At 40.5% G+C, this 25,935-nt stretch carries 20 protein-coding genes and 2 pseudogenes; 3 read left to right on the forward strand and 19 right to left on the reverse strand.

Annotated features, from left to right (window positions below; genetic code table 11):
- Positions 1 to 22: 22 nt before the first annotated feature.
- Together dnaG and J4N46_RS03205 are read right to left on the reverse strand one after the other, a co-directional pair.
- The gene (gene dnaG / locus J4N46_RS03200; RefSeq protein WP_208058146.1) at positions 23 to 1,993 is read right to left on the reverse strand and encodes a DNA primase; all 1,971 of its coding nucleotides are present in this window, start codon (positions 1,991 to 1,993) and stop codon (positions 23 to 25) included.
- 26 nt (positions 1,994 to 2,019) lie between these two features.
- Positions 2,020 to 4,527 carry a hypothetical protein gene (locus J4N46_RS03205; RefSeq protein ID WP_208058147.1) on the reverse strand — a complete coding sequence of 836 codons (2,508 nt, stop codon included), beginning with the start codon at positions 4,525 to 4,527 and terminating at the stop codon, positions 2,020 to 2,022.
- A 128-nt stretch (positions 4,528 to 4,655) separates the two neighbouring features.
- Between J4N46_RS03205 and J4N46_RS03210 the strand changes: the two genes are divergently transcribed.
- A complete protein-coding gene (locus J4N46_RS03210; RefSeq protein ID WP_208058148.1) occupies positions 4,656 to 5,309 on the forward strand; it encodes a peptidoglycan-binding protein LysM in 654 nt (217 codons plus the stop codon).
- A 146-nt stretch (positions 5,310 to 5,455) separates the two neighbouring features.
- Here J4N46_RS03210 and J4N46_RS03215 read toward each other — a convergent pair whose 3' ends face one another.
- Positions 5,456 to 5,623, reverse strand: coding sequence for a hypothetical protein (locus J4N46_RS03215; protein ID WP_208058292.1), 168 nt, complete (start codon positions 5,621 to 5,623; stop codon positions 5,456 to 5,458).
- A 180-nt stretch (positions 5,624 to 5,803) separates the two neighbouring features.
- Between J4N46_RS03215 and J4N46_RS03220 the strand changes: the two are divergent.
- Positions 5,804 to 6,481 (forward strand): annotated as a pseudogene (locus J4N46_RS03220) (hypothetical protein); the annotation flags it as partial.
- A 206-nt stretch (positions 6,482 to 6,687) separates the two neighbouring features.
- On the opposite strand, the gene J4N46_RS03225 reads toward J4N46_RS03220, so the two are convergent.
- From J4N46_RS03225 to J4N46_RS03280, 12 genes and pseudogenes are all read right to left on the reverse strand, one after another.
- Positions 6,688 to 7,104: a hypothetical protein gene (locus J4N46_RS03225; protein WP_009416343.1), complete on the reverse strand. Its 417-nt coding sequence runs from the start codon at positions 7,102 to 7,104 to the stop codon at positions 6,688 to 6,690.
- 272 nt (positions 7,105 to 7,376) lie between these two features.
- A pseudogene (locus tag J4N46_RS03230) lies at positions 7,377 to 7,577 on the reverse strand (IS1595 family transposase); the annotation flags it as partial.
- A 309-nt stretch (positions 7,578 to 7,886) separates the two neighbouring features.
- Positions 7,887 to 8,627 (reverse strand): 23S rRNA (guanosine(2251)-2'-O)-methyltransferase RlmB, encoded by a 741-nt coding sequence (rlmB, locus tag J4N46_RS03235; protein ID WP_208058149.1) that lies wholly within the window; start codon positions 8,625 to 8,627, stop codon positions 7,887 to 7,889.
- A 5-nt stretch (positions 8,628 to 8,632) separates the two neighbouring features.
- Positions 8,633 to 11,221 carry a DNA mismatch repair protein MutS gene (gene mutS / locus J4N46_RS03240; protein WP_208058150.1) on the reverse strand — a complete coding sequence of 863 codons (2,589 nt, stop codon included), beginning with the start codon at positions 11,219 to 11,221 and terminating at the stop codon, positions 8,633 to 8,635.
- A gap of 2 nt (positions 11,222 to 11,223) precedes the next feature.
- Positions 11,224 to 13,695, reverse strand: a complete 2,472-nt coding sequence (locus J4N46_RS03245; protein WP_208058151.1) for a DUF4982 domain-containing protein — start codon at positions 13,693 to 13,695, stop codon at positions 11,224 to 11,226.
- Positions 13,696 to 13,705: 10 nt separating this feature from the next.
- On the reverse strand, positions 13,706 to 13,900 hold the full coding sequence (locus J4N46_RS03250; protein WP_009390311.1) for a hypothetical protein: 195 nt from the start codon (positions 13,898 to 13,900) through the stop codon (positions 13,706 to 13,708).
- 5 nt (positions 13,901 to 13,905) lie between these two features.
- Entirely contained in the window at positions 13,906 to 14,349 is a 444-nt protein-coding gene (locus J4N46_RS03255; protein WP_009415318.1) for a DUF6934 family protein, read from the reverse strand.
- A 216-nt stretch (positions 14,350 to 14,565) separates the two neighbouring features.
- Positions 14,566 to 15,048 (reverse strand): hypothetical protein, encoded by a 483-nt coding sequence (locus J4N46_RS03260; RefSeq protein ID WP_208058152.1) that lies wholly within the window; start codon positions 15,046 to 15,048, stop codon positions 14,566 to 14,568.
- 193 nt (positions 15,049 to 15,241) lie between these two features.
- Positions 15,242 to 16,249 carry a BtrH N-terminal domain-containing protein gene (locus J4N46_RS03265; RefSeq protein WP_208058153.1) on the reverse strand — a complete coding sequence of 336 codons (1,008 nt, stop codon included), beginning with the start codon at positions 16,247 to 16,249 and terminating at the stop codon, positions 15,242 to 15,244.
- 2 nt (positions 16,250 to 16,251) lie between these two features.
- Complete coding sequence (locus J4N46_RS03270; RefSeq protein ID WP_208058154.1) at positions 16,252 to 17,901, reverse strand: Ig-like domain-containing protein; 1,650 nt, start codon at positions 17,899 to 17,901, stop codon at positions 16,252 to 16,254.
- On the reverse strand, positions 17,901 to 19,220 hold the full coding sequence (locus tag J4N46_RS03275; RefSeq protein WP_208058155.1) for a hydroxymethylglutaryl-CoA reductase, degradative: 1,320 nt from the start codon (positions 19,218 to 19,220) through the stop codon (positions 17,901 to 17,903). Before J4N46_RS03275 ends, J4N46_RS03270 begins: the two co-directional genes overlap by 1 nt.
- Before the next feature lie 22 nt (positions 19,221 to 19,242).
- Entirely contained in the window at positions 19,243 to 20,439 is a 1,197-nt protein-coding gene (locus J4N46_RS03280) for a porin (RefSeq protein WP_208058156.1), read from the reverse strand.
- A 274-nt stretch (positions 20,440 to 20,713) separates the two neighbouring features.
- On the opposite strand from J4N46_RS03280, the gene fabG reads away from it, so the two are divergent.
- Positions 20,714 to 21,448, forward strand: a complete 735-nt coding sequence (gene fabG, locus J4N46_RS03285; RefSeq protein WP_208058157.1) for a 3-oxoacyl-ACP reductase FabG — start codon at positions 20,714 to 20,716, stop codon at positions 21,446 to 21,448.
- On the opposite strand, the gene J4N46_RS03290 is transcribed toward fabG, so the two are convergent.
- The 4 genes from J4N46_RS03290 to J4N46_RS03305 form a co-directional block, all read right to left on the reverse strand.
- Positions 21,439 to 22,659 (reverse strand): beta-ketoacyl-[acyl-carrier-protein] synthase family protein, encoded by a 1,221-nt coding sequence (locus tag J4N46_RS03290; RefSeq protein ID WP_208058158.1) that lies wholly within the window; start codon positions 22,657 to 22,659, stop codon positions 21,439 to 21,441. The two genes, fabG and J4N46_RS03290, sit on opposite strands and share 10 nt — an antisense overlap.
- Before the next feature lie 99 nt (positions 22,660 to 22,758).
- Positions 22,759 to 22,992 (reverse strand): FoF1 ATP synthase subunit delta/epsilon, encoded by a 234-nt coding sequence (locus J4N46_RS03295; RefSeq protein WP_009415328.1) that lies wholly within the window; start codon positions 22,990 to 22,992, stop codon positions 22,759 to 22,761.
- 17 nt (positions 22,993 to 23,009) lie between these two features.
- Positions 23,010 to 24,518 (reverse strand): F0F1 ATP synthase subunit beta, encoded by a 1,509-nt coding sequence (atpD, locus tag J4N46_RS03300; protein ID WP_009415329.1) that lies wholly within the window; start codon positions 24,516 to 24,518, stop codon positions 23,010 to 23,012.
- Between the two features lie 197 nt (positions 24,519 to 24,715).
- On the reverse strand, positions 24,716 to 25,921 hold the full coding sequence (locus tag J4N46_RS03305; RefSeq protein ID WP_208058159.1) for a hypothetical protein: 1,206 nt from the start codon (positions 25,919 to 25,921) through the stop codon (positions 24,716 to 24,718).
- Between the last annotated feature and the right edge of the window lie 14 nt (positions 25,922 to 25,935).

The following is a 25,935-nucleotide window of genomic DNA, read 5'->3' on the forward strand; positions in this document are numbered from 1 at the left end:
AGTGTGTTAATGTATTATTATTCTAAAAATTTACCACTACATTCAGTTTTTTAGCCAATATTTTTTGCAGTTGTATATAGCCCATTATATGGTCTATGAGTTCGTTTTTTTGCTCATCGGTAGCTGTTTGCAGCTGCTCGCTCAGTTGGGCTATAAGGTGGCGCACCAGTAGCGTACGGATATTCAGTATGGTATCAGCTACAAACAGATGCACGTCTTCGTCTTTGTCTTTGGCAATGATGTTTCGTTTTTCCCATTGGTCTAAATGCCGCGCCTCATCTTCCATCAGCAATGACGATACCTTTTCCGATAATTCTATAGGCAGCTCATTCACTATATGGTTGATGTTGTAATCAGGGTTTTGGTTTAGCTTGGCTATTAGCAAGTCGTAGATGTGTTTAAAGTCGGGGTTAGCAAGTTCTATTTCGTCTTCTTGCAGTTCTAAGAATATCTTTTCGTATATCTTCAGTGTCTGCTGTACGGTTTGTTCTTCAAGATTGCCGTCTTCAGTTTCGGTGAGGATAGTATCGGTAAAGGTACATTCGCGGTTGCCGTAAAGCAGCAGGTTTTTTATCAGGTCGTGTTCCAAAGTCTCCAATTTGCTTACACTACGCTTTTGCACCGCTTCGGGGGTATTGTTTACTTGCATAGTAGCTTTGCGGCGTTCTACTTTTTGCCCCTCGTATAGTTCTTTTTTCTGTATTTGAGCCAAAGTACCAAAAAGCACCTGTTCCGAAACTCCCATCAGCCCAGCGCATTCACGCACATACACCTCTTGCTTGATGAGGTCGGGAATTTTGGCTATACTTTCTACCATATCTCTAATAATTCCCGCTTTTTTTATAGGGTCGTCTTTTGCTTCTTCGATGAGCAATGAGGCTTTGAAACGTATAAAGTCGGTGGTGTTATTGGCAAAATAAGCCAATAAATCTTCATAAGCCGTTTTGCGAGTAAAGCTATCAGGGTCTTCACCTTCGGGGAAAGTACACACTTTCACATTCATACCCTGTTCCAAAATCAAGTCAATCCCCCTGATAGATGCCCGTAGCCCAGCAGCATCACCATCGTAAAGCACTGTAATATTGGGCGTTAGCCGATGTATAAGCCGTATTTGCTCTACGGTCAATGCCGTTCCACTCGATGCCACTACGTTTTCAATGCCTTTTTGGTGCATCTGTATCACATCGGTATAACCTTCCACAAGGTAACAATTATCAGCTTTAGCGATAGCTTGTTTGGCAAAGAAAATGCCGTATAGCACTTTGCTTTTGTGGTAAATATCACTTTCGGGCGAGTTTAGGTATTTAGCTACATTCTTATCGTTGGTCATAATGCGCCCGCCAAAGCCCAACACGCGTCCGCTCATAGAGTGAATGGGGAACATTACCCGCCCTTTGAAGCGGTCGTAGCGTTTGCCTTCGCTATTTACGCCCGTCAAACCTGTCTTTTCCAAAAACTCCAGCTGATATCCTTTTTTTATAGCCGTATCTGTAAAAGCAGTCCATTCGTCCAACGAATAACCTAATTTGAATTTTTTGATAGTATCATCGGTAAAACCGCGCTCTTTGAAGTAAGGCAGAGCGATTGCCATTCCCGCCTGCGTTTGGTGCAGTGTATCCTGAAAGTATTGCTGAGCGTATTCCGAAACAATATACATACTTTCGCGCTCGTCTGCTTTTTCTTTTTCTTCCGAAGAAACTTCTGTTTCCTCTATTTCAATATGATATTTTTTAGCTAAATATTTGATAGCCTCAGGGTAAGTAAAGTGTTCGTGCTCCATCAAAAAAGCAATCGCGTTTCCACCCTTTCCACTACTAAAGTCTTTCCATATCTGTTTTACGGGCGAAACCATAAAGCTCGCCGTCCGTTCGTTGGTAAACGGACTTAAGCCTTTATAATTAGAACCAGAGCGTTTCAGTTGAACGAAGTCGCCAATAACCTCCTCCACGCGCATTTGGTCGTATACCTTATCTATTGTGTTTTTTGTAATCATTACTAGTCTATTAGTAGGGTGATAGGCTATTCCAGAAAGCCGTAGGCATATACTCCTTCTTCCAATTTCCTTGCCAATACTTCCATTGCTTTTCGCAGCGTGTCTATTAGCTGGTTGTATTGTGTGTCTTCACTTTTGCTATTCATCTTTTCTTGGGCATTTTTACCCTGAAAATGCAAGCGAATGTCGTACAGCGAACCATTTACATTCACTTTAGGCTGAGCCAAATAGTAGCGCCACAAGGCTCGTCCTGCTGCAAATACGGCTTGGGCTTCTGCCGAAAATACTATCGGACTGCGGTGATAGGCTTCCGTAGGCTCGCATACTCTGAAAAGGTCGGGGTGCGAGAGTGGCGAAGGCGATACTTTTCCTGCTATATAGTCCGTCATAAAGTGGCTGCTAAAGTTATCGGGGGCATCTACCTCTTGTTCGGTAAACGGAATCCAATGGTTTATGCCTTCTTGTGCTGTAATCCGATTTTGTGAGTGAAAGAGTGTAAAGGCGAGGCAATCGGTTTGAAACTCACGGTCGTACAACCAATCTTCTTTAGGGAATAAGAATTGGTCGCGGTCGTTTAACCACGTAGCAGGTATACAATGCCGAACCGCAAAGTAAATAGCAAATTGTATCAAATTATTGTTGGTAATATTCAAACAATATCTCTTTTGTGGTTTTGATAAGATAGCCAATTGGTTGTTATGCTGAAAATCGGGCGCACAACTCACTATATAGCCTGCTATTTCTTTAGCTTTTTTATCTTCAAATGTACCAATCCATTTGTTGATAGTGTTCAAAGAACCTCTTTTTATTTTTTTATGACCTACAAATTCTCCTTTGCGGTCGTATACAGCTGCTTCAATCTCTTTGAAAGCTACTTTTTTTGCCCCATTCCACACCTGAAATGAAATAGCAAATTGCCCTGTAACATTATCAAAAGTATTGGCAGGCACTAAAAACACCTTTTCAAGTTTAGCAAGATATTCAGCCCTGAAATCAATAAAGTTGTAAGATTGTAGATTTTTTAATTTAGAAAAATTTCCTATCTTACAACCGGGTATTTCTTTGTATATACGTATCAAAAACTGAGCAAAGAGCTCATTAGCTGCTTTTTTTATTAGGTTTTTATACTTTTCACTAGTTCTGTTGCCTATAGCTGTGCCTGCTTTGTTTTCACCTGTGCCCCTAATAGTTCTTGCTGTTGTGGCTTCCGCATAAGGCGGATTGATATAAATCACCAATTTCTTCCGTTTTTCCTCATTACTGATGATGTCATAAAGCCCATCGGGCAATTTTCCTCCTTTTGATTGGGGTATAAATTCATCGTTCAAGAAATCGAACTGAAAAATATGACTATTTAGTAGCATCGCCCCGTGTGCTATGCGTTCTTGCATTACGTTCACATCGGCTTGGTCAAGGGTGCTTGCCCACAAATTGTATTTATTGGTAAGCCCTGTTAGTAGGTTGCCCGTGCCTGCTGCACAATCCCACACGTGGTATTCTTCTTGCCAATCTTCACCCAAATAGTCCGCAAGGTATTGTTGCGACAAACTCACCCACTGGCGAGGGGTAAAAAATGCTCCTTTGCGCTCTCGTATATCTTGCGGCACCAATAGCTCCCGCCGCTCAATAATGTAATCGTGATAGGCAGAGTGCGGCGGACGCTTGTATAGCTTCCAAAAGTTCTTGTACACGTCCTTCTGCTTGATGCTTACAATCGAATCAAAGATAAGCCCTGTATTCTCTCGCGGTATCTTATACCCCTGATTTTCAAATTGTACAAACAGATTGGCATAAATAGCGGTATCATCGGCAATGTCATCGGTATCTTTGTCATCTACAAATAGGTCGGCAAGATAAAAGTCGCAGTCTAAGATGTTAAATTCTCGTTTCAACCTATCCCAGTCTACCGAAATAATAGGTTTTATCACTTCCAGCCAACGCAAGTAAATAGGTAGGAAATTATTTTTGTTAATGGTTTGTCGTGCTTTATCAGTAGCTTTTGCTATATTATGGCTAATAAAAAAACGCAACGCCTCAGCATCTTTTTCATAGCTAAATACAAATGTATTTTCTGCCAAAATGCTTTCTATACGCTCTTTTACCAACAAAAATTCTTTGCTCTCGTGATTTGAAGGGGTAACCTTCCAGTTGAAGTCGTTGATAGAAAAAATATCCTCAATAGCGTTGTAAGGAACAAAAGCAAATTTCTGATAATCAAAAGCCCCCAGAAAAGCAGGGGGTAGCATACGCGTAAAAGTACGCGCTTTGCCGATGGTAAGTATCAGTTGTACAAACATCGTAACGGTATCGTAATTGCCCGTTTTTGCTTCAGCCCATAGCAGGGGTATGTTGTGGAAAATATCGTCTTTGTTAGGAAATACCGAAAAATCAATATTGCCAATAATGCGGCTTGTATCAAATTCTCCAAACCAATCATTGGCTACTTTATTTTTTAGTTCTTCCTCGCGTATGTCGTTATAAATCATTGTTGATGCTATTGATGCTGCAAAGATACGAAAATAATCATTAATCATTAATAATTGCTATTTGGCATTATTTTTGTATCTTTGCCCCCGAATAATTTTAAGCACGCTGCAATACAATGTTTTTTTATAACTAACATATTGTAATACAGCTGTAAGTCTTAAAGAAAACAAATTTTATGAAATTAGTAAAAAAGAGGTATCTGTTTGCCGTTATGGTATTCCTATCGTTAGGTTTTACCACAGAAAATGAAGAGAGAAATATCTATAGTGTACCTATGGATTATTTAGTAGAAGTACCTCAGTTGGCTACTGTTGAGCCAGCTCAAAATTATAACAGTCATCAATCTACAATCAGTTTTAGCTCTTTTGATGAGAAAAAAACTTTCGTAGATTTTAAAGAATCCTTAGCCCATAGAGAATCTCGAGGCAATTACAGCGTTGTAAATCGCTTTGGTTATATGGGTAAATACCAATTCGGAAAGCGTCTTTTGCGCTTCTTTGGTGTAACCGATACCGATGCTTTCCTGCAATCACCTCAGTTGCAAGAGCAAGTCTTCTCGCTCAGCCTACAGCGCAGCAAATGGTTCCTGCGCAAAGAAATCGCTCAAAATGTAGGTAAAAAAATCAACGGAATAGAAATTACCGAATCTGGCATATTAGCCGCAGCACACCTCGCTGGCGCTACTTCTGTCAAGAAATTTTTTAAAAACAAAGGCAATTACAACTTCGCCGATGGTAATGGTATTACCTTACAAAATTATCTAAAACATTTCGCTGGCTACGATACTTCGCATATTGTACCCGAAGAATCACCCAAAATCACTGATTAATATCTAATGAATGGGCTATAATAAAAAGAGCCTGTCCGAAAAATATACTGAATCAGGTATAATACAGATGCTATACAAAATGTTAATATGAGGGTGCTTGTGATAAGGCACCCTCTTTTATTAATATTTTGGCAGCTCCTATGCCTTTAAAAAACCATCACTTTTCGAGCTATTTTAGCCTCTTTTTTGACTGAATAACTATCTAATTTCCTTTTGATTGTTTTTGCTGAACAAGCGTGTTTTTCGGCTAATTGAGCATAAGTTTGTTTACCTTTAACATACTCTATCCAAAGCTGTTCTTCATCTAAAATCAATTTCTTTTTGACTAAGAATTGTTTCCCACAAGCATAACATTTGTAAACTTGAATACCATTTTTCTTAGTTATTTTACTATTATAGTAAAAGCATATTTTTTATTCATATTTTCAAATGCTTGCAAAGGTAGATAAAATAGGGCTTATACAACTTTAAAGCAACCTTTTTGTCCATTACGCCAAAACTACCTATCGCCCTTTATGGACGCTTGGCAGGGAGGAGCACAAGACCAATTACAGGGACAAATAGCCTCAGCTAAAATACCACTTTAAAGGATGATTTCTTCGCAGCTCTATTGGGTGATGACAGGTGATGATTTTTCGTTGGATATCAATAACCCCAAAGAACCTAAAATCCTTTGTGTAGGCAACAATCCCGATAGGCAGAATATTTACTCGGCAGCTTTAGGCTTGTACAATTCACGCATTGTAAAGCTCATCAACAAGAAAGGACAACTCAAATCCTCTGTAATTATTGACGAGTTGCCTACGATTTATTTCAGAGGCTTAGACAACCTAATAGCCACTGCCCGAATTTCTCACAACTTACCCGTGATTACGGGGATAAAGAAAGCAAGGTAATACAAAATACGGTAGGGAATATCTTTAGCGGACAAGTAGTAGGCTAGACAGCGAAAACGCTCTCTGAGCGATTTGGAAAAGTACTGCAAAAGCGGCAATCAATGACTATCAACCGCAATGATATCCTTCACCGATGCCAACGGCAACGACACCACCAAAGAACAGGTAGAAGCCAACTACCGCCAAATAAAGTTAGATGTCGTTGAAATCATTGAACGCGAAAAAGAACGCATCGTCAACGACCCTGAACTGAGGCATTTGGTGGAGAAGGATTAATTACAATTATTAAATATTGCGTCAGGTTTGTAAAAATTACCTATGTGATAGAAATGGATGACCCCAGATAACTTTGTAGAGTCTTTTTCACATCTATTGGTAGAAAACATAGCAATCCCATCAGTACTTCTATAATTTTCAATATACTCTCTAAGATAACTTCTGTTTTTCGCTTCTTTCCTTTCTTGTAGTATAAATTCTGTTATCTATTTACAATGATAAATTAAAGTGTCAATTTCTCTTTTTTTACCCTTTAAGCCAGCATTACCATAAAAGTGAAAACGACCAACTAATTTTGTAGTATCTTCTTCACATTTTAACACGAAATAATCAGCAATATTATCTTCTGGATAATCGTATAATGCATTATCTGAAAAGCCACCATCTATATCTTCTTTATTATCTAAAAAATAACTTGTATCCCAAGTATATTTATAAAATTGGATACGATTTTTATGACGATTTTTTATTATAAAGCTAATTAGTTGGTCTTTTAACAAAGAATCATTTTCTATAGAGTTTCTTACTAAAATAAGACTGGGTATGGTTTCAGACTGTATAAACTCAATTTTTCTATTACAAGAAATAAAAATAACTAATATTAAAAAGAATATTTTCTTCATAATTGTGGTTTTTTTAGGATTCTTTCATTTAAAGTTTCCCCTGCTGGCGCGAGCTTGTAGCTCGTGCCTACTATAATAAGAGCGTGTCGCTCATTCCTTATCAATTACTTCCCCGCTGGCGCAAGCTTGCAGCTTGTGCTCAATTCAGAATTCAAAATTCCTTTTGCCGCCCGCACTCTCACCCATCCCATTACTCTCATTACTCCCATAATCGCCCGTGTGGCTCACACCCCCCCCTGGAGGCTGTCTAAAAAGTTTTTTGAGGTGCCTATTTAGCTACATACTAATTGACTTTGGGAAACGGAAGAACGCTCTACAATTCTTTTCATTAATTTATTAAAGATAGTATCTTTATTTTGTGAGCGATTAATTCTAAAACTGTATTCCGCTAAATAGCGGTTTATATTAAACTCTGAAACCCAAGAATATATACCTCTTATCCAAGATTTTACTTGATGTATTACCTTATGTAATGTAGAAGCTGTCCAAAAAGTCTTTAAAAGTACTACTTCGGCATCTCCCCCTTTTGAAGGAAGTCCGCGAGCTGGCGCAGCGGAGTATGTGTTAAGGGGGGATGTTAATAATCAATTAGTTACAAAAATATTCTGTTCATTAATAAGCTTATTTTAAGCTAAAATAAAACTTTTTAGACACCCTCTTAATTACTCTGATAATCAATCGCTTTTATTCACATTGTAGGGGCGATTGGCAAATCGCCCTCACGAAACCAAACTTTTCCGACAGGCTCTTAAAATTCAAAATTCAAAATTCAAAATTCAAAATTACTCTCGTTGTCTTACTGCTTCATACAAAAATACGGCACAAGCTACCGAAACATTCAGCGACCCAATTTCGCCTGCCATAGGCAATTTCACTCGGCTATCTACCACTTTTAGTACACCTCCCGAAATGCCTACATCTTCGGCACCCATTACTATTGCCAAAGGAGTGGTAAAATCTTCGCTATAAAGCAGATTATTAGTCTTTTCTGTAGCAGCTACTACCCTGATGCCACTACCTTGCAAGTAATACACAGCATCAATCAAGTTGTCTACTTTGCATATAGGCACTCTGAAAACAGCTCCTGCCGAGGTTTTTACTGCATCGGCAGTAACGCTTACACTCCCGCGCTTCGGAATTATAATCCCCGATACCCCTGTACATTCAGCGGTACGCACTATAGCGCCAAAATTTCGCACGTCTTGCAAGTGGTCTAATACCAAGAAAAGAGGCACTTTGCCACTCTCGGTAACCCCAATTACCAATTCTTCAAAATCTTGATATTCTACAGGCGACAAGGTAGCAATTACCCCTTGGTGGTTTTTCTTACTCATTCGGTTGAGCTTCTCTATAGGCACGTATTGTGTAGCTATTTGTGCCCCTTGCAGTGTCGTCAATAGTTCTTTATAAAGTGTCCCTTGCAGTCCTTTCTGCAAAAATACCCTATCAATGGTTTTGCCTGCATTCACGGCTTCTATTACCGCTCGTATGCCATATATTTGCTGTTCTTGTATTTCTTGCATTTCAGTTATTTATTAGTTTTAAAACGTGCCTTCATTTCATTTAGCTTCATCAAAGCCTCAATAGGGGTTAGGGTATTGAGGTCTAAGCCCAACAAGTCTGCTTTTAGTTCTTCCAGCAGAGGGTCGTTGAGGTCAAAAAAACTAAGCTGCATCTCTTTATTGCTATTTTTCAAAGATGTTTGCGGTGCTATATTGTGGTTTTCTTCTAGCTTCTGAAGCATTTTGTTTGCTTTCTGTATTACATATTGGGGCATACCTGCCATTTTAGCTACGTGTATCCCAAAACTATGTGCCGAACCTCCTGCAACCAATTTGCGCAAAAAAAGCACGCTGTCAGTGGTTTCTTTTACCGATACGTTGTAGTTCTTGATGCGTTCAAAGCTCTCTGTCATCTCATTAAGCTCGTGGTAGTGGGTTGCAAATAGCGTTTTAGCGCGCGAAGGGTGCTGATGCAGGTACTCTGCTATAGCCCACGCTATCGAGATACCGTCATAAGTACTTGTCCCCCTACCAATCTCGTCCAAAAGCACCAAGCTGCGTTCCGATATATTGTTTAGTATTAGTGCCGCTTCGTTCATCTCTACCATAAAAGTAGATTCTCCCAGCGATATATTATCACTTGCCCCCACACGAGTAAAAATCTTATCAATAATCCCTATGTGTGCTGAGGTAGCAGGCACAAAACTACCTATTTGTGCTAATAATACGATGAGTGCGGTTTGCCGCAATATTGCCGATTTACCCGACATATTAGGACCCGTAATCATTATAATTTGTTGTTGCTCACGGTCTAAATACACATCGTTAGCAATATAAGGGGTATCTATAGGCAATTGTTTCTCAATTACAGGGTGTCGCCCTTCCTTGATGTCTATTACATAGTCATCACTCATTTCAGGCTGCTGGTAATTGTTTTGTAAAGCAAGTGTTGCAAAGCCCGCAAGGCAATCTAGTTGCCCTACCAAGATAGCGTTCTGCTGCACAGGGGCTATATATTCAGCTATATAGTTCAGAAGCTCAGCATAAAGGGCTTGTTCCAATTGCCCTATTTTCTCTTCAGCCCCCAGTATTTTTGCCTCATATTCTTTCAGCTCATTGGTGATATAACGCTCAGCATTCACCAAAGTCTGTTTGCGCACCCAGTCGGCAGGTACTTTGTCTTTATGCGTATTGCGCACCTCAAGATAATAACCAAAAACATTGTTATTGTCTATTTTTAGCGAAGGAATACCCGTGCGTTGGGTTTCTCTTAGCAGCAAATCGTCCAAATACGACTTTCCCGAATGCGATAATCCTCGCAATTCGTCCAATTCTGCTGAATAGCCCGCAGCAATAGCATTACCTTTAGCAATATTCACCGGAGCCTCTTCATTGAGGGTTTCGCGTATGCGTGCACACAGCTGCTGGCAGTCGTGCAATTTGTCGCCCAATAAGCTTAGCGATTCGTTGCCCGAAGTCAAGCATAGTTGTTTTATTTGCGGAATATGTTCCAATGAGCTACACAATTGTACCACCTCTCGCGGATTAATCTTTTGTGTAGCAACTTTCGATATCAGCCGCTCAATATCACCTATGCGCGCTATATGCTCTTTTATGCTTTCTAATTCGGGTAGTTGTTTCAAGAAGTAAGCTACTACCTCGTGTCGTTGTCGTATTTTTTCTATCTTTTTTAGCGGAAGTGCCAGCCATCGCTTCAGGGTACGGCTGCCCATCGGCGAAAGCGTCTTATCAATCACATCCAGCAAACTCACCGATTGTGCCGAACTACCCGTATAAAGCTCTAAGTTCCTAATCGTAAATTTATCAAGCCACACATAAGCCTCTTCGGCAATTCGCTGTATACGTGTGATGTGCTGTAACTGGTGATGTTGCGTTTCCGATAGATAGTACAATATAGCCCCCGCGCTAAGCAAAGCATCGGTAAGCTCTTCTACACCAAAGCCCTTCAGAGAGTTTGTTTGAAAATGCTTGGTGAGCAGTTGCTGGGCATAATCTTCTTTAAATACCCAATCTTCTAAATAGAAGCAATGAAAATCACTGCCAAAAGCTGCGGCAAATTCTTTCTTTTGATGTTTAGCGATAAGCAATTCGCTAGGATGAAAGTTTTGTAGTAATTTATCTATATAGCTCTTGTCGCCTTGCGATACCAAAAACTCTCCTGTCGATACATCCAAAAAAGCAATCCCATTCACTTGCTTGCCTATCCATACCGAAGCCAAAAAATTATTGCTTTTAGATTGTAGTATGTCATCATTTAGGGCAACACCAGGGGTAACTAATTCAGTAACACCCCGTTTTACGATTCCTTTCACCGTTTTGGGGTCTTCCAATTGGTCGCATATGGCTACTCTATACCCCGCTTTTACAAGGCGTGGCAAATACGTATTGATAGAGTGATACGGAAAGCCCGCCAACTCCGAGCGCTCCGTGCCGTTATTTCGGTTAGTAAGCACTATATCAAGCACCGCAGCTGCTTTTACCGCATCTTCTCCAAAAGTTTCGTAGAAATCACCAACTCTGAAAAGCAATAACGCATCAGGATACTTGCTCTTTATCTGGTTGTATTGCTTCATTAGCGGGGTTTCTTTTGCCATAATTATTCACTTATAATTGTTATTTCTCCCTTCAATCGCTTGCTTTGTGCTTTTAGTGTTGTTTTGCCTTTCTCCTCACCCGATTGTACTATTACTACCAATTTTCCATTGAAAAGATGCATCTTAGGCAAGTGGAATACATCAGTACAAGTAGGGTCGCCATTAGCTGCTGCGCGATAGCTTCCCACGCCTTTTACGCTGAAGGTTACCAAATCATTCACATTGGGGCACAAATTGCCATCCTTGTCCACTGCCTCTACAGTTATGTAAGCAAGGTCTTTTCCATTGGGCGAAAAAGCCGTTTCTTTATGAGTTGTAAGGCGTAAAGCGTAAGGCTTGCCTGCGGTGCGTATTTCTTTTTCCGCCACCGCTTTGCCATTGTTGTCATAAGCTACTACTTTCACTACCCCCGCTTCGTATTTAGTGTCCATCCACATCAGTCTGTAACGCTTTTGGCGTTCCAAATCTTCAGGGTTCCCATCTTTTTCCTCCTCTTCTAGTTTGATGCTGAGATCTTTATAGCGCTTTCCTTGGCTTTTTCCATTGATGAAAAGCTCTGCCGAAGGATAATTAGTATAAACGAATATAGGGGTTGTTTCTCCTTCGCGCCCTTCCCAGTTCCAATGCGGAAGAATATGAAGCGTTTCAGCCTCTTTGTTCCAATGCGAGCGGTATAGGTAGAAGCGGTCTTTCGGAAGCCCTGCTAAATCTACAGCACCAAAATAAGAACTATGCGAAGGCCATTCCACATAGTAGGGTGTAGGCTCTCCTAAATAGTCAAACCCTGTCCAAATAAATTCACCTATCATATAAGGCAAATCTTCTTGGTGTATCCAGTCGTCTTCTGGTAAATTCGACCATCCACAGTGCTCTACATCGTATGACGATGACTGCATATCATCATACTTCGCCATCGATTTTCGTACCACAGGAAATTTGTACACCCCACGCGAACTCACCGTTGAAGCCGTTTCGCTACCCAAAAACAAACGCTGTGGCAACTTTTTATAGGCTTCTCGGTATTTAAACGGACGGTAGTTGAACCCCGCCAATTGCATTGTCGCTGCCATATTGTTGCGCAAAATGTCTTGCGGTCTGTCCATACCATTACTCACGGGGCGTGTAGGGTCAAGTTTTTGTACGATACTTTGCAGATAGTAAGCTACTTGCGAACCGCTTTCAGCACTTTGTTCTTCTACCTCGTTGCCTATAAACCACATCAGTACGCTTGGGTTGTTGCGGTAGTGTTTTACAAGGTTGGTGAGGTCTTTTTCAGCCCATTCTTTGAAGTATAGGTGATAGCCGTTTTCTACCTTGGCAATTGCCCATTCGTCAAAACTTTCCACTGCCAATAGCATTCCCAATTCATCTGCAGCACGCACATATTCAGGAGCAGGCATATTGTGCGATGTGCGAATTGCATTAGCACCCATATCCTGCATTGTTCGTATTTGGCGGCGAATAGCACTCTCATTCACGGCTGCCCCAAGTGCCCCTAAATCGTGATGCATACATACCCCTTGTATTTTTATTTTTCGCCCGTTGAGGTACAATCCATCGTCAGGTTTTAGTTCTATAGTGCGAACCCCAAAAGTGGTACTTATCTCATCTTTTAGCTGTCCATTCTCATACAATTTGGTAACAGCTTTGTAAAGATTAGGCTTGCCAATATCCCACAAAAGAGGTTTGTCAATATATAGTTCTGCGGTAATTTTGTCAGTAGTATAGGCTGTCGCTTGGTTGCTGCTGTGGGCTACTTTTTCGCCCCGTTGGTTAAAAATAGTAGTTTCTGCCGCAATGGCTTCTTTTTTAGCAGCTACAAATTCTGTGTTTACCACTACTTTCGCAAAGTTGTTAGTTACCTCAGGAGTAGTAATTTGTATGCCCCAAATCGGGATATGAGTCTTGTTTTTAGTGATGATATGCACATTGCGATACAAACCTGCCCCAGGGTACCAACGCGACATTTGTGTAAGGTTGTTTAGCCGTACGGCAAGTGTATTGTTTTTAGCTTTTACATACGGAGTAATGTTCAAGAAGAAAGTGTTGTAACCATTGTGCCACTCGCCAGCTTTTTGCCCGTTTACGTACACTTCGGGGTTGCTCATTGCCCCATCGAACTGTACGAAAACCTCTTTGTCGTTAGTAAGTGTCGAAACATCAAAGGTTGTGCGGTACCAGCCCACACCCACAAAAGGAAGTCCTCCTGTACGACCAGTGTGTTCAATAGCCGCTTTTTGTCCATCTTGTTTAATGGCTGTGCGCTGAATGTCGTTTTCCATATCAAACGGACCATAGATAGCCCAATCGTGCGGCACTGTAACACTTTGCCAATGAGCATCGTTATAAGCAGTTCCTGAAAACTCAGGATTATCCTCTCTGCTAAATTTCCATCTCTTCTGAAGGGTCTGTTCTTGTCCCCAGCTGTTTATAGTAGCCAAACTCATCAATAGTAAAAGGTTGATTTTATTCATTTCTAAATGTTTAATTTACAATAGTTTTAGGTAAGCCTACTTTTTCTAATTTTTCATTTACACGCGCTAATTTTTTAGTAAAAATAGGTGCATTTAGATATTTGTCTAGAGAGGTATCTACCTCTAAGACTGTATAATGAGATGTTTTTCTCAAAGGTTTTTTCACCATAGGGTGATTGTTTATTTGTTTTTCTTTTGTGCTCATAGTCTTTATTTTCTTTTTATCGCAAAGCCTTCATAATTAACTTTAGGGCGAAATTCCTCCCATTCTCCATTCAAAAGACATAACAAGTGAAAATCTCTTATAACAATATCAAAATATTTTACAATTTTCATTTGGTATAACCTTGTTCTGGAAGGGGTACTCCCTTCAGCGTATATCCACACATTAGGGAAAAGTTCTGTGAAATCATAAATAACAGAAACAACAGTATTTAATACCTTTTCTGTATCTCCATTATTAGAAACTACTTGATCATCTAATTCTCCGGTGATAGGATTTTCATCTACAAGTCCTAAGTTATAAAAATTGTTTATATTAGTTTCTTGAAAAGAGATGATTTTGATAATCTTCCCTTTGCTTCCTTCACTAATAAAATTATAGATAAGAGCTGTTTCACCAATTTTCACTTCATATTTTGGTAGATTACTCATAATAAAAAAGGTTGTTTAATTTTCTTTAAATTCCCTCTGCAAAGGTACAAAAATAATTCTAATCACAAACTTTTATAAAAGTAGTCTTACTTCACAATTTCTAAATATTACAACAATCTATTAATTCTCTCCACTCCTACCAATTCAAAACGCACTTGTGTTATGGTTAGCAAATGATGTTTTTAGCAATACATCTGAAATATTAATCTTATCCTATTATAACAATGATTTTATATACAAATTTTTTGCAGTCTCTTCCCCTTTTATAATGTCTAAAAGTTCATCTCTTTGTTTTCTATACTTTATATTATCATATTGATAGAGGAAGAAAAAAGGGGTTTTATTCTTATACCCATACAAATCAAATAAATCTAAACACTCCTCTTCTGTAAAGTCTTCAGCATAACTAATATGTAAAAAATATCTTTTCCAAAAATGTAATTCAATATCTTTAGGATATTTCTCTATTCCTAAATCTAATACTTTTAGAAACTCATCACCTCCTTTTTTTACCCAATATTCTGGAATATTATTAGGGATTGTAAATTCATATAATTCAAAAGCAAAACTCCAATATAGAAAACTTAAATTAATATAACAATCAACTATAACACCATCTCTTCTAATAAGAGTTTCATAAGCATCAACAGCCTTTATGTATTCTTTCTTTATATCATAAATAATTGCCGTTGTTTCCATATATTTCATTTTGGTTCTTAATACCTACATTTATTATTTTTCTATTAATAGTTTGAATCCAAACTTGCTTCCCCTTTCACATACTCGCTGGTTGCGACTTCCTCCAAAGGAGGGGTAAATAGACTCACACTCCCATCAATTCAAAATTCAGAATTCAAAATTCAAAATTCTCTTTTGTTAGCAGTTATATTCTTTATTTTTTATTCTTTGCGACACCCTTTAGTTTCTTAAAAAAAGCCTCTTCTCTTTCAGCGATACTGTACAATTGCGCAGAGAGTGCGCTGTACACATCCGCTTGAGTGCTTCGGTTTTTATACAATCTCGCAATATTTACTGCAAAATCACGCCACGCATCGCCTATATCTGTAATTTCTTTAGAGAGTGCTATTAAGGCATCGTTTTTCAAAAGTTTACCCGCTTCTTGCAAAAAAGCTCCGTAAATAAACCTAAAGCCTCCCCCGCCAGTGCCTATCTCTTCTTGCATACGTATTAGCTGTGCAAGGTAATAGTTTGTAGTTTTAGCACCCAACTTTCTATGCCATTTCAGTATATCTTTGCTCAGTTTCTTAATGCCCGCAACGCCCACTATAGGCATAGGGGCAAGCATAGTTTTGCAGGTCTGCCCAATACCTTTCCATATTGCTTTTTCCAGCGAAAGCTCTTTAGGCAGCTCAGTAGGGTAGTACAGATGTCCTTTTGGGGCAAGCACCCCACTAGCAAAGCGCACTTTGCTAAGCTCTTGTGCGCTAAGCCTATGCACCGATGGCATCACAGGGTCGCTTACCAAATAGCTGTCGCCTTCTTTGCCATACACCACTATATTATGAGCGTTGAAGTGAAAACGATACTCATCAGGAAAATAAGGCAGGTTGAATACCCCTACTTGCAAGCCTGTCGGAATGCCTTTCTGAAGATTCGCATCAAGTACTTGTGCCGCCTTTTCGGGCGAAGAAAACTTTTGTCGTTTTACTTTAAAACCCAAGCGTTTAGCTACTTTACTAAAAATATGACCCGGCATAGTGCGGTAGCTAATAGCAGGCGCTTGGTTTACCTTTAGCCACGGAAAGTAAAAAAACAACAAACCAGAACCTATGCCAAACACCATTGGCTCACTTAGCTCTATTCCGTTGAAACGCAATAAATTGCAAGCCACACCATTTTCACAGTGTGCCGATTGCTTATGTTCAAATTCTATAACCATTTCTAATCTTTTAGCAGCCAATTCTCTTCTATTTCCCAGTTGGCTCGCAGTTCCATTTCTTTGCCTAAAAACCATACGCGTTCAGGCTGTAGATGTTTTAGGAAATTACCCGTATCCCACTTGTCATTGCCATTGCGGTCTTCTATAAGCCGAAGTTGGTATTTGGCAGGGGTAATGTATTGTAGTATGTACAAGTCTTGAGGCTTTTCAAAGTGGTAGGTTTCTTTCACCTCCTTGCCTTTGCTGTCTGTCAGCTGTAGTATTATAGGGAACTGCAATGCTACCCCCTCGCCTTTGATAGCCAATTTCAGTACCGATAGTTCTTCTAAGGGCTTTGTGCTGATAGCCACCTTCAGGCTGTCGTTGCTATGCCCAAAGAAATCAACAATAGCTTTGGGCAGTAGTTGAATGTTGAATCGTTCGCCGTTTTTCTTGTCAAATTTTAAGTAATATATGAGCTTGTCGGCACTCAGCTCTCCTTTAAAATCTATTTTTTTAGCCAATGAATCTTTCCCCTGAGTGATTTTTATTTTAGAAGCATCTACCTTTGCCAAAGGAATATTGCTTTTAAAACCAAAGTCCTTGTTCATAGGCAAGTCTGCTGAAAAAAGTTTTTCTATTCGCAAGCTGTCTGGTTTTATATCTTTGCTTTCGCGTAGTCGTACCCTGAAAGTATCCACTTTTTGCTGATGCGCTACAGCAATTACCAACGAATCTTTCTGCTTCGGAGAATACCAAATGTTCAGCGTATCTTTTTTGGGGTCTTTAGCAACTACATATTTAAAGTCATCGCCTACGCCTATAGGTTTCACCGTAAGGCTATGGGTAGCCCCTTCGTAACCCAAACTAATGCGGTTAGTAGCAGCCTGCCAAGGTCGGCTCGCTTTGTAAGGCAATACTTCTTTGAACAATCGCAACTTAGGATAAACCCCCTGCGACTGCCCTTTTAGGTCGTGCACGCTAATAGGCGCTTCCAGAAAACCGATTTTGTCGCTTTTAGGATTGAATAAGTAATTGTTATCCTTGTCTTTTAGCGCAATAAGTTTGTACTTGCCCTCTTTTAGATATTCAAAAGCAAACGAATTAAGGCTGTCTAATGTATTGGTTACGTATAGTGGCTTTTGCTTGTATACTATTGAGTCGTTGTATTGTTCGTTGTAGGGGTACAGCATTACCGTTACAAAGTTATCGGTTGTAGGCTCAAAAGCGTCTGCTACATCGCCTTCATACCACAGCGTATCAATCGTTCGCCCTGTCGAAAATACATATTTAAAATCTCTATAAGGGTTATTCTCGTTGTAATCTTGTATGCTATTGCCAAAGTTCAGCACATAGGTAGTGTTGGGTTGCAAGGTATCTGTAATTCTTATTTCCAACCATTTAGAAGCCGAATTAGGCAATATTGTAGGGAAATTATTCATCGGCGGAGAGATGATAAGCTGCTTGCGAAGGTCTTTCGTAACTACAAATTCATCAAAGCGCAAACGTATTTTATTCCCTACAAAGTTTGTAGTTCCCGAAGGGGGAGTAGCCAATAGTAACTCTGGTGGCGTTTCGTCTTTCGGACCTCCCGTAGGGGTGCCTCGCCGTGCGCACTGCCATAAGCCCAACGCTATAAGTACTATTGTCGTAAAATATAAGTATTTCCTCATTAGTTATTTGCGTTAGTAGTTAGTTTTAATCGTTCCAGCTCTCTCTTCACCTCACTATGTGTTACCGTTTTATCTTTGAAGTAAGCTGTAAGCACTTTCTTCTCTTCCTCATTTGCTTGTAGCTGATTCAGTATATTGTTCAGGTGCATCTTCATATGCCCTTTCTGAATGCCTAAACCTATCAGCGAACTCACTGCCGAGTAGTTCTGTGCCAGCCCTACACTTGCTACTATCCCCATCAGCTGTCGTGCTGTAGGTTTTTCCAAAATTTCTAACGCTGTTTTCACCAAGGGGTGCAAGTTGGTAAGCCCACCTACCGTCCCCAGTGCCAACGGCAACTCCAAAGCAAAATGAAATACACCATCTTCTATCCAAGCCTCCGACAAACTCCTGTAGCTACCCGTACGAGCCGCATAAGCGTGAGCACCAGCCTCTATGGCTCTAAAGTCATTACCCGTAGCTAGTACTACTGCATCCACGCCGTTCATTATTCCCTTGTTGTGAGTTGTAGCGCGATACACATCAGCATTGGCAATAGCAAGTGCCTGCACAAATTTGTTAGCAGCCGTCTCTCCCTCTAAGTGCGCTATTTTTAGCTCACCTACAGGGCAATGCACCTCTGCACGCACCACACAATTAGGCACGTAGTTAGAAAGTATCGACATCACAATCTCGTATTGCCCTTGCATAGTAGCCTCTTTTTCAGCTTCCTCTCTAAAGGTCTCTGCAAACGATTCCAAACAACTGTTGATGAAGTTAGCCCCCATAGCATCAAGAGTCTCAAAAGTAGCCGATAGCTGGTAGTAATGCGCCAAAGCCTCCGTTTTATCTACCAATACAAGCGAGCGAACGCCCCCTCCGCGCTTTTCCATATTAGCTGTAATAGGGGCAGCTTGTTGCAACATTATAGGGGTAGTTCTATCTACAAAAGCCTGCAATGCTTCCTTTTCTCCATAGAAAAAGAAATGCACCTGCCCCGTTTTTTCAGTGGCTACTACTCGCGTGTGAAAGCCTCCCTTGCCTTGCCAGTATTTTGCAGCCTTGCTTGCCGCAGCTACTACCGAACTTTCCTCTATTGCCATAGGTACTGTATACGTTTTCCCGTCAATAAGAAAGTTAGGAGCTACAGCAAAAGGCAAGTAGTAGTTAGTTACTGTGTTTTCTATAAACTCATCGTGTAGCTTTTGCAGTTCACTATCAGTGTTGTGATACCTTTCAAATAAGGCAGCGGCATCACTCACATCACCAAAATAAGTGCGGCACAACCACGCTATCTTTTCCTGCTTACTAAGTTTTGAAAAACCCTCTATTTGCTTCATTTTCAGTTGTATGTCGTTAGTGTTAGTTCTTAGTTTTTAGTATAGGCAATGTGTAATAAGCACCTATAGCAATTCTGTTCAGCTGCTCATTTTTGCGGTGCAAAGCCTCGTAATACGATATAGTGTTACCCACATAAGCCACGTAAAAACGCAAATCCTGCCCCTGTAGTGGTGCGTATTGCACAGCTCCAAAATATATCCAGTTAGCACGCAATTGCTCACTTAGCTGCTGAGTGCTACCCGCAAGCTCTACACCCACTTTGGCAGACAAGCTCCAGCGGTCAGTAAGCTGATAATCATAGCGCGACACCGCACGTTTATAAACAGCATCACCCTCCATCGTAGGCGTGCCCACTCCTGCCAAAAGTTTAGATACCGTAGTGCCGTAATCTGCTGCCATATGCGAGTAGCTCAAGTCCAAATACACGCTGTGTTTGCCACTCTTGTAGCTGTTTCCCAATGCTACCGAGTGCGTTAGCTTGTCAGTAGCATACTGCGATACATTGTACGAATAGCGCAATTTGAACTTTCCAAAATCAGCATACCAATACAAATAAGCTCCTATAGGCGTTTTAGAAGCCTTAAAGTTTCCTGCCGAAAGTCCATTAGCCTTCAAGTGTTCAGCAAAAGTATTGTTAAAAGTATTGTGCAATTGCACACCCACACGCTGTTTGTCATCAACTTTATAGCCTAAGTTCAACCCCGACAAAAACACATTGTTGTAAACCCCGTTCAAGTAATCACTAAAAATATATTCATACAACGGATTGATTTCCTTTTCAAACGAACCAAAAGCAGCAAGCTGTTTCCCTAATGTTACATCCCATTGCCTAGCCCCACCAAAGCGATAAGTAATAAAAGCATAATCCAAAGCACTAGCCCCACCATCTTGACTGTTAGCCGTAAAAGGACGACTAGGGCGAAAACGCAAGCGGTAAAACAAATCCTTATTGAAATCACCCTGAAAGTTCAAGCGCGCATTGTCAATCACAAAGCGAGTGTTGTTGCGAGCATCATTGTCATAACTATCTGCCACCATACCTCCTCTAAAGAAAAGGTCAATATTTAGCTTTTCAGCAAATGAAGGTACCGCAGGCTTCGCTTCAGCAACCACCTTTATTTCTGTAGGTGTTACCCCCTGTGGGAGCGAATCAGTTATCTGAGCGTTAAGCCCTCCAAAAACACCCAAAACCATTACTGTAAAAAACATTTTTTTCATTGAATTACTTTTTATTTTAATTGATTGTTATATTATTTTAATTGCACATTTTTTTTCGTTTAATTGCGCAAAGATATAAAACTTTTTTGTATATTTGCTGCAAGAAATAAAAAAATAACCCTTCCCCCAATTTCCCCCAACCAATCGCCAAAAGAAAAGCTGGCTATAGCCGAGTATCAGCGAACGTTGAGCGAACGAAAGTCAGCGAGCTAACACAGCCCCCAACTAATAACTAACGACTAACGACTAAAAACTAACGACTAAAAGATATACTATGAGAAAATTTGCAGTCATTACAGGTGGTTCAAGAGGAATAGGGCGCGCCATCTGTGAAAAATTAGCCCACGACACCGATTATCACCTCCTGATTACTTATCAGTCTAATGAAGTCGCAGCACGCGAAACCTTAGACCATATCAAAAAATTAGGACGCGATGGTAATATCGTCAAATTCGATGTCTCAAACCATCAAAGTACCATAGAGGCACTCACGCAGTGGCAAAACGATAATAAAGATGCCGTTGTAGAAGTAATTGTAAATAATGCAGGCATCAATCGCGATGGACTATTTATGTGGATGCCTCCCGAAGATTGGAAAAGCGTTATCGATACTAGCCTCGGCGGATTCTACAACGTTACTAATTTCTTTATACAACGTATGTTGCGCCACCGCTACGGGCGTATTATCAATATCGCTTCTGTTTCAGGAGTAAAAGGAACAGCAGGGCAAACCAACTATTCTGCAGCCAAAGGAGCTATTATTGCTGCTACTAAAGCACTTGCTCAAGAAGTTGCCAAACGGCACATCACCGTAAACGCCATAGCACCAGGATTCATTCGCACCGATATGACCTCTTCTCTCAACGAACCCGACTTGGTAAAACTCATACCCGTAGGGCGTTTTGGCGAAGCCGAAGAAGTTGCCGACCTCGTTTCTTTCCTCGTGTCTAAAAAAGCAAGCTATATTACAGGAGAAGTTATTAATATCAACGGAGGTATTTATAGCTGACGCACTATTATTGCCGAATTAGTACCCCCAAAGCCAAACGAATTACTCAAAAAAGTATCGATACGCTGCGGGGTCGTTTCGGCTATAATGCGCAACCTACCACTATCAGCATCAGCAGTCTCAAAATTCAAGTTAGGTGCTATAAAACTATGTTGCATCATTATTACTGAATATACAATCTCACTCGCACCAGCCATCCAGCATTCGTGCCCCGTGAGCCCCTTAGTAGAACTTACAGGAGTATTCCCTCCAAAAAGCTGATAAATAGCCTTCGCTTCATTGGCATCACCTATAGGGGTAGAAGTAGCGTGCGCATTGATGTAATCTATGTCCGTAGCCCGCAAACCAGCATTCTGCAAAGCACGTTCCATAGCTCGTGCAGGACCTTCTACATTTGGGGTAGAGATATGCCCCCCATTAGACGAAAAGCCATAGCCAACTACTTCAGCAATAGACGTGGCACCACGCTGCATAGCGTGTTCATAACTCTCCAAAACCAAAGTAGCAGCCCCGCCACTGGGCACCAACCCATCACGAGCAGCATCAAACGGACGCGAAGCTCGTGTAGGATCATCTTCCCGCATCGAGAATACTCCCAAACCATCAAAGCTACCCATACTATACTTGTTGATTTCTTGCGCACCACCACATACAATGCAGTCTTGCAAACCACTTTGTATCAATAAGTAAGCCAATCCTACAGCGTGCGAACCACTTGCACAAGCCGCACTGATACTCATATTGATACCTCGCAAACCATATAATGTAGAAAGATTCATCGTAACGGTAGAGTTCATCGTTTTGAACACTGCCCCCGAGCCTACTAAAGTAGTATCGCGTTTTTCTCTAATCTTGTCGTTTGTTTCTATTACTGAACCTGCTACGCTATCGTTGCCGTACAATATACCTACTTCATTTTCGCGTAGATAGTTAGGAGTGATAGCAGCTTGTGCTAAGGCTTCTGAAGTTGCCATATAAGCAAATTCGCTTTCCTGCCCCATCGATATGCGCTCGCGCCTCCCTAATAGCTGCTTGAGGTCGGGGTTGGGTACATAGCCAGTGAGAGCTGAGCGGTAACCATACTCCTTGCGCTCAGGTAGTAGTACAATCCCCGATTTACCTTCGTACAACGATTGTCGCACCGCCTCTATATTTGTTCCTATGCACGAGTATATCCCCATTCCCGTAATAACTACTCTACGATGATTCATAAACTAAAAAAGTAATTCAAAATTAGAAAAAAGACTGTCCAAGAGTCGTAACTCTCAGGACAGTCTCCCACTTAAAATTTATCTCTGAGCACAAACTCTTTAATCAGCTAAAATAATAGCTTTGTTGTGGTTGAACTCAATGGTGCCGCCTACAATAGCTATATTTTTAGTTTCTTTGCCATTTACTAGTACTATTTCGCCTTCAGTGAGTAGGGAAATAATAGAGGCGTGGTGTTCTAAAACTTGGAACTTACCCTTAGCGCCTGGCAAGGTAATGGCAGTGGCTTCGCCTTTGTACAACAACCTCTCTGGGGTCAAAATTTCTACTGTCATAATAGGTTATTTAATAGTTATGAAGCCTCAGCAAGCATTTTTTCACCCGCTTCTATCACTTCTTCAATAGTACCTTTTAGGTTGAAAGCAGCTTCGGGTAGGTGGTCAAGCTCACCGTCTAATATCATATTAAAGCCTTTGATAGTATCTTTAATATCTACATAAGCACCAGGTAACCCAGTAAATTGTTCAGCTACGTGGAAAGGTTGCGATAAGAAACGTTGTACGCGGCGTGCTCTTGCTACAGCTATCTTGTCTTCTTCCGATAGCTCTTCCATACCCAATATAGCGATAATGTCTTGCAATTGTTTGTAATGTTGCAATAGTTCTTTTACACGTTGCGCGCACTCATAGTGTTCTTTACCCAATATTTCGGGGGTAAGGATACGCGAGGTAGAGTCGAGCGGGTCTACAGCAGGGTAGATACCTAGTTCGGCAATTTTACGCGAAAGTACCGTAGTTGCATCTAAGTGCGCAAAGGTAGTAGCAGGCGCAGGGTCGGTAAGGTCGTCCGCAGGTACGTATACCGCTTGTACTGAGGTAATAGAACCGTGTTTAGTAGAGGTGATACGCTCTTGCATAGCCCCCATTTCGGTAGCCAATGTAGGTTGGTAACCTACGGCAGAAGGCATACGTCCTAACAAAGCCGACACTTCTGAACCCGCTTGGGTAAAGCGGAAAATGTTATCAACGAAGAAAAGCACGTCTTTACCTTGTCCTTCGCCAGCACCATCGCGGAAGTACTCGGCTATGGTGAGCCCTGATAGAGCCACACGAGCACGTGCTCCTGGTGGTTCATTCATTTGCCCGAATACGAAAGTAGCTTTAGATTCTTTCATAGCGTCTTTGTCTACTTTGCTCAAGTCCCATCCACCAGCTTCCATAGATTCCATAAAAGCATCGCCGTATTTAATAATGCCCGATTCGAGCATTTCGCGCAATAGGTCATTTCCTTCGCGGGTACGTTCGCCTACTCCTGCAAATACAGATAGCCCTCCGTGTCCTTTAGCGATATTGTTGATAAGCTCTTGAATAAGTACTGTTTTTCCTACTCCAGCACCTCCAAAAAGTCCAATTTTACCACCTTTGGCATAAGGTTCTATTAGGTCAATTACTTTGATACCTGTAAAAAGTACCTCAGTAGAAGTAGATAAGTCTTCAAACTTAGGTGAAGGGCGGTGTATAGGAAGTCCGTTATCACCGTCTTTAGGTAGGTTGCCCAGCCCGTCTACGCCGTCACCCATTACGTTGAATAATCTTCCGTATATATTATGCCCTACAGGCATTTTTATAGGGCTACCCGTAGCGATTACTTCGGTATCGCGGCTTAGCCCTTCGGTAGAATCCATTGATATGGCGCGTACTACATCTTCGCCTATGTGAGATTGTACTTCTAATATCAGTTTAGTACCATCGGGTTTTACTACTTCCAATGAGTCGTAAATGCGAGGTAGCTCATTATCAGAGCCAAATTCTACATCCACTACAGGCCCAATTACCTGTGATACTTTACCTTTTTGAGACATCTTGTTATATTTTATTTATTAAATTTACTACTAAATATGTTTTGTTTTTCTACTTTGTTTTTTGTAGATTTCCTTTTGGTTGGAAAGTCTGATTATTTTTGTGCAAATGTAGAAACTTTTAGTAATAAAAACAAAAAAAAGAGTTACTTTTTTCTTAAAAAAATAACTCTTTTTGTATACCTTATTGATTTTCAGTATTAAAGATCAGCCCACCATCCGTCTTTTATTTCCTGAACGGTCCAATTTTTACCTTTTAGTTTACTAATAGCTTGGCTTGTAACCACGTTGTTATCACCAACGTTAAGCTTGATTATGATAGTTCCTCTTTCTCCTGCAGGAATTGTACGAAGGCTTTCTACCAATTCATTAATAGCCGCTTCCGAAAGTTTATTGTTAAACACCATTATTTGACCAATACTATTATTGTTTTCAAATTTTATCCTAGTAATCTCGTTTTTAACATTTTCAGGATCATCTAATGAGCTTACCAAGAAAGCTGTTATTTTACCGTAGATTGTAAACTCTTGAGAAGCAATAGTATACTCTTTTTGAGCTTGTGATATTCTCAAATCGCCTCTGTCAAACCTTCCGTTATTGTTAAAATCAAAAAATGCTTCGTCTATGTCAGCAGCTTCAATATCAAAGTGCAAAGAGCTACCTACAGGCTTATCGGTTTTAACAAAAATACGAGGTAAGTTGGCAGCACCATTGTCGTTTTGAGCTTCTTCTTCAGTAAAGTCAGAGATTCTATTGCCTCCTTCGTGTTGTTTTACACCCCATTTTTGTGCTTTAGCTGCTTTTAGCACTTCGGCATTAGACTGGTTGTGCTCTTCAGTACCAATGCTCTTGTCTTTCACTATGATAATGTGTGAAGCTTCAGTAGCACTTTTGCTGGGTAGGCTTTTTACCAAGAACAACAAATTAGCAGCTGTTAGCTCATTATGGCTTACGTCTAAAGTATTTAGAGAGGTATTGCCAGCTACATAACCTTGAATGATTTTGTTATTCGCTACGTTTATTTTACGTACCTTTCCGTACACTACCCATACTTTGTTAGTAACTTTGAAAGTTACAGGAGCACTAAAGTTGCTTACTTTTGCGTCAACACCATTATCAAAAACACCATTGTTGTTGGTATCAATCCACACTTCTGTGCTTGAGTATAAAGGGTCTATTTTTATACTTAGTGGAGTGTTGGCATCATTCTGTGTTTGAAACACCATATAAGGAGCTTCAACATTCACATTAGGCTTTATAACCCATTGGTTTACACCTGCGGGTGTTTGCACATTGACAGTAGTAGTACTTTGTTGTTCTTCAGTACCTTTTTTTGAGCAAGCTATAATAGATGCTCCCACTAATAGGGAATAAATCCCAGCTTTTAACAGGGTTTTCTTTTGCATAGTTAGAAATATTA

Origin of the sequence: Capnocytophaga bilenii (assembly GCF_017565765.1) — a bacterium.
GTDB classification, from domain to species: domain Bacteria; phylum Bacteroidota; class Bacteroidia; order Flavobacteriales; family Flavobacteriaceae; genus Capnocytophaga; species Capnocytophaga bilenii.

Coding starts and splice junctions, on each gene's coding strand:
- J4N46_RS03245 (WP_208058151.1), bottom strand. CDS start 13,695: ATGAATAAAATCAACCTTTTACTATTGATGAGTTTGGCTACTATAAAC.
- J4N46_RS03270 (WP_208058154.1), bottom strand. CDS start 17,901: ATGAGGAAATACTTATATTTTACGACAATAGTACTTATAGCGTTGGGC.
- J4N46_RS03295 (WP_009415328.1), bottom strand. CDS start 22,992: ATGACAGTAGAAATTTTGACCCCAGAGAGGTTGTTGTACAAAGGCGAA.
- rlmB (WP_208058149.1), bottom strand. CDS start 8,627: ATGCAAGAAATACAAGAACAGCAAATATATGGCATACGAGCGGTAATA.
- J4N46_RS03225 (WP_009416343.1), bottom strand. CDS start 7,104: ATGAAGAAAATATTCTTTTTAATATTAGTTATTTTTATTTCTTGTAAT.
- J4N46_RS03305 (WP_208058159.1), bottom strand. CDS start 25,921: ATGCAAAAGAAAACCCTGTTAAAAGCTGGGATTTATTCCCTATTAGTG.
- J4N46_RS03280 (WP_208058156.1), bottom strand. CDS start 20,439: ATGAAAAAAATGTTTTTTACAGTAATGGTTTTGGGTGTTTTTGGAGGG.
- fabG (WP_208058157.1), top strand. CDS start 20,714: ATGAGAAAATTTGCAGTCATTACAGGTGGTTCAAGAGGAATAGGGCGC.
- J4N46_RS03290 (WP_208058158.1), bottom strand. CDS start 22,659: ATGAATCATCGTAGAGTAGTTATTACGGGAATGGGGATATACTCGTGC.
- mutS (WP_208058150.1), bottom strand. CDS start 11,221: ATGGCAAAAGAAACCCCGCTAATGAAGCAATACAACCAGATAAAGAGC.
- J4N46_RS03260 (WP_208058152.1), bottom strand. CDS start 15,048: ATGGAAACAACGGCAATTATTTATGATATAAAGAAAGAATACATAAAG.
- J4N46_RS03265 (WP_208058153.1), bottom strand. CDS start 16,249: ATGGTTATAGAATTTGAACATAAGCAATCGGCACACTGTGAAAATGGT.
- J4N46_RS03255 (WP_009415318.1), bottom strand. CDS start 14,349: ATGAGTAATCTACCAAAATATGAAGTGAAAATTGGTGAAACAGCTCTT.
- J4N46_RS03275 (WP_208058155.1), bottom strand. CDS start 19,220: ATGAAGCAAATAGAGGGTTTTTCAAAACTTAGTAAGCAGGAAAAGATA.
- J4N46_RS03250 (WP_009390311.1), bottom strand. CDS start 13,900: ATGAGCACAAAAGAAAAACAAATAAACAATCACCCTATGGTGAAAAAA.
- atpD (WP_009415329.1), bottom strand. CDS start 24,518: ATGTCTCAAAAAGGTAAAGTATCACAGGTAATTGGGCCTGTAGTGGAT.
- dnaG (WP_208058146.1), bottom strand. CDS start 1,993: ATGATTACAAAAAACACAATAGATAAGGTATACGACCAAATGCGCGTG.
- J4N46_RS03205 (WP_208058147.1), bottom strand. CDS start 4,527: ATGATTAATGATTATTTTCGTATCTTTGCAGCATCAATAGCATCAACA.
- J4N46_RS03210 (WP_208058148.1), top strand. CDS start 4,656: ATGAAATTAGTAAAAAAGAGGTATCTGTTTGCCGTTATGGTATTCCTA.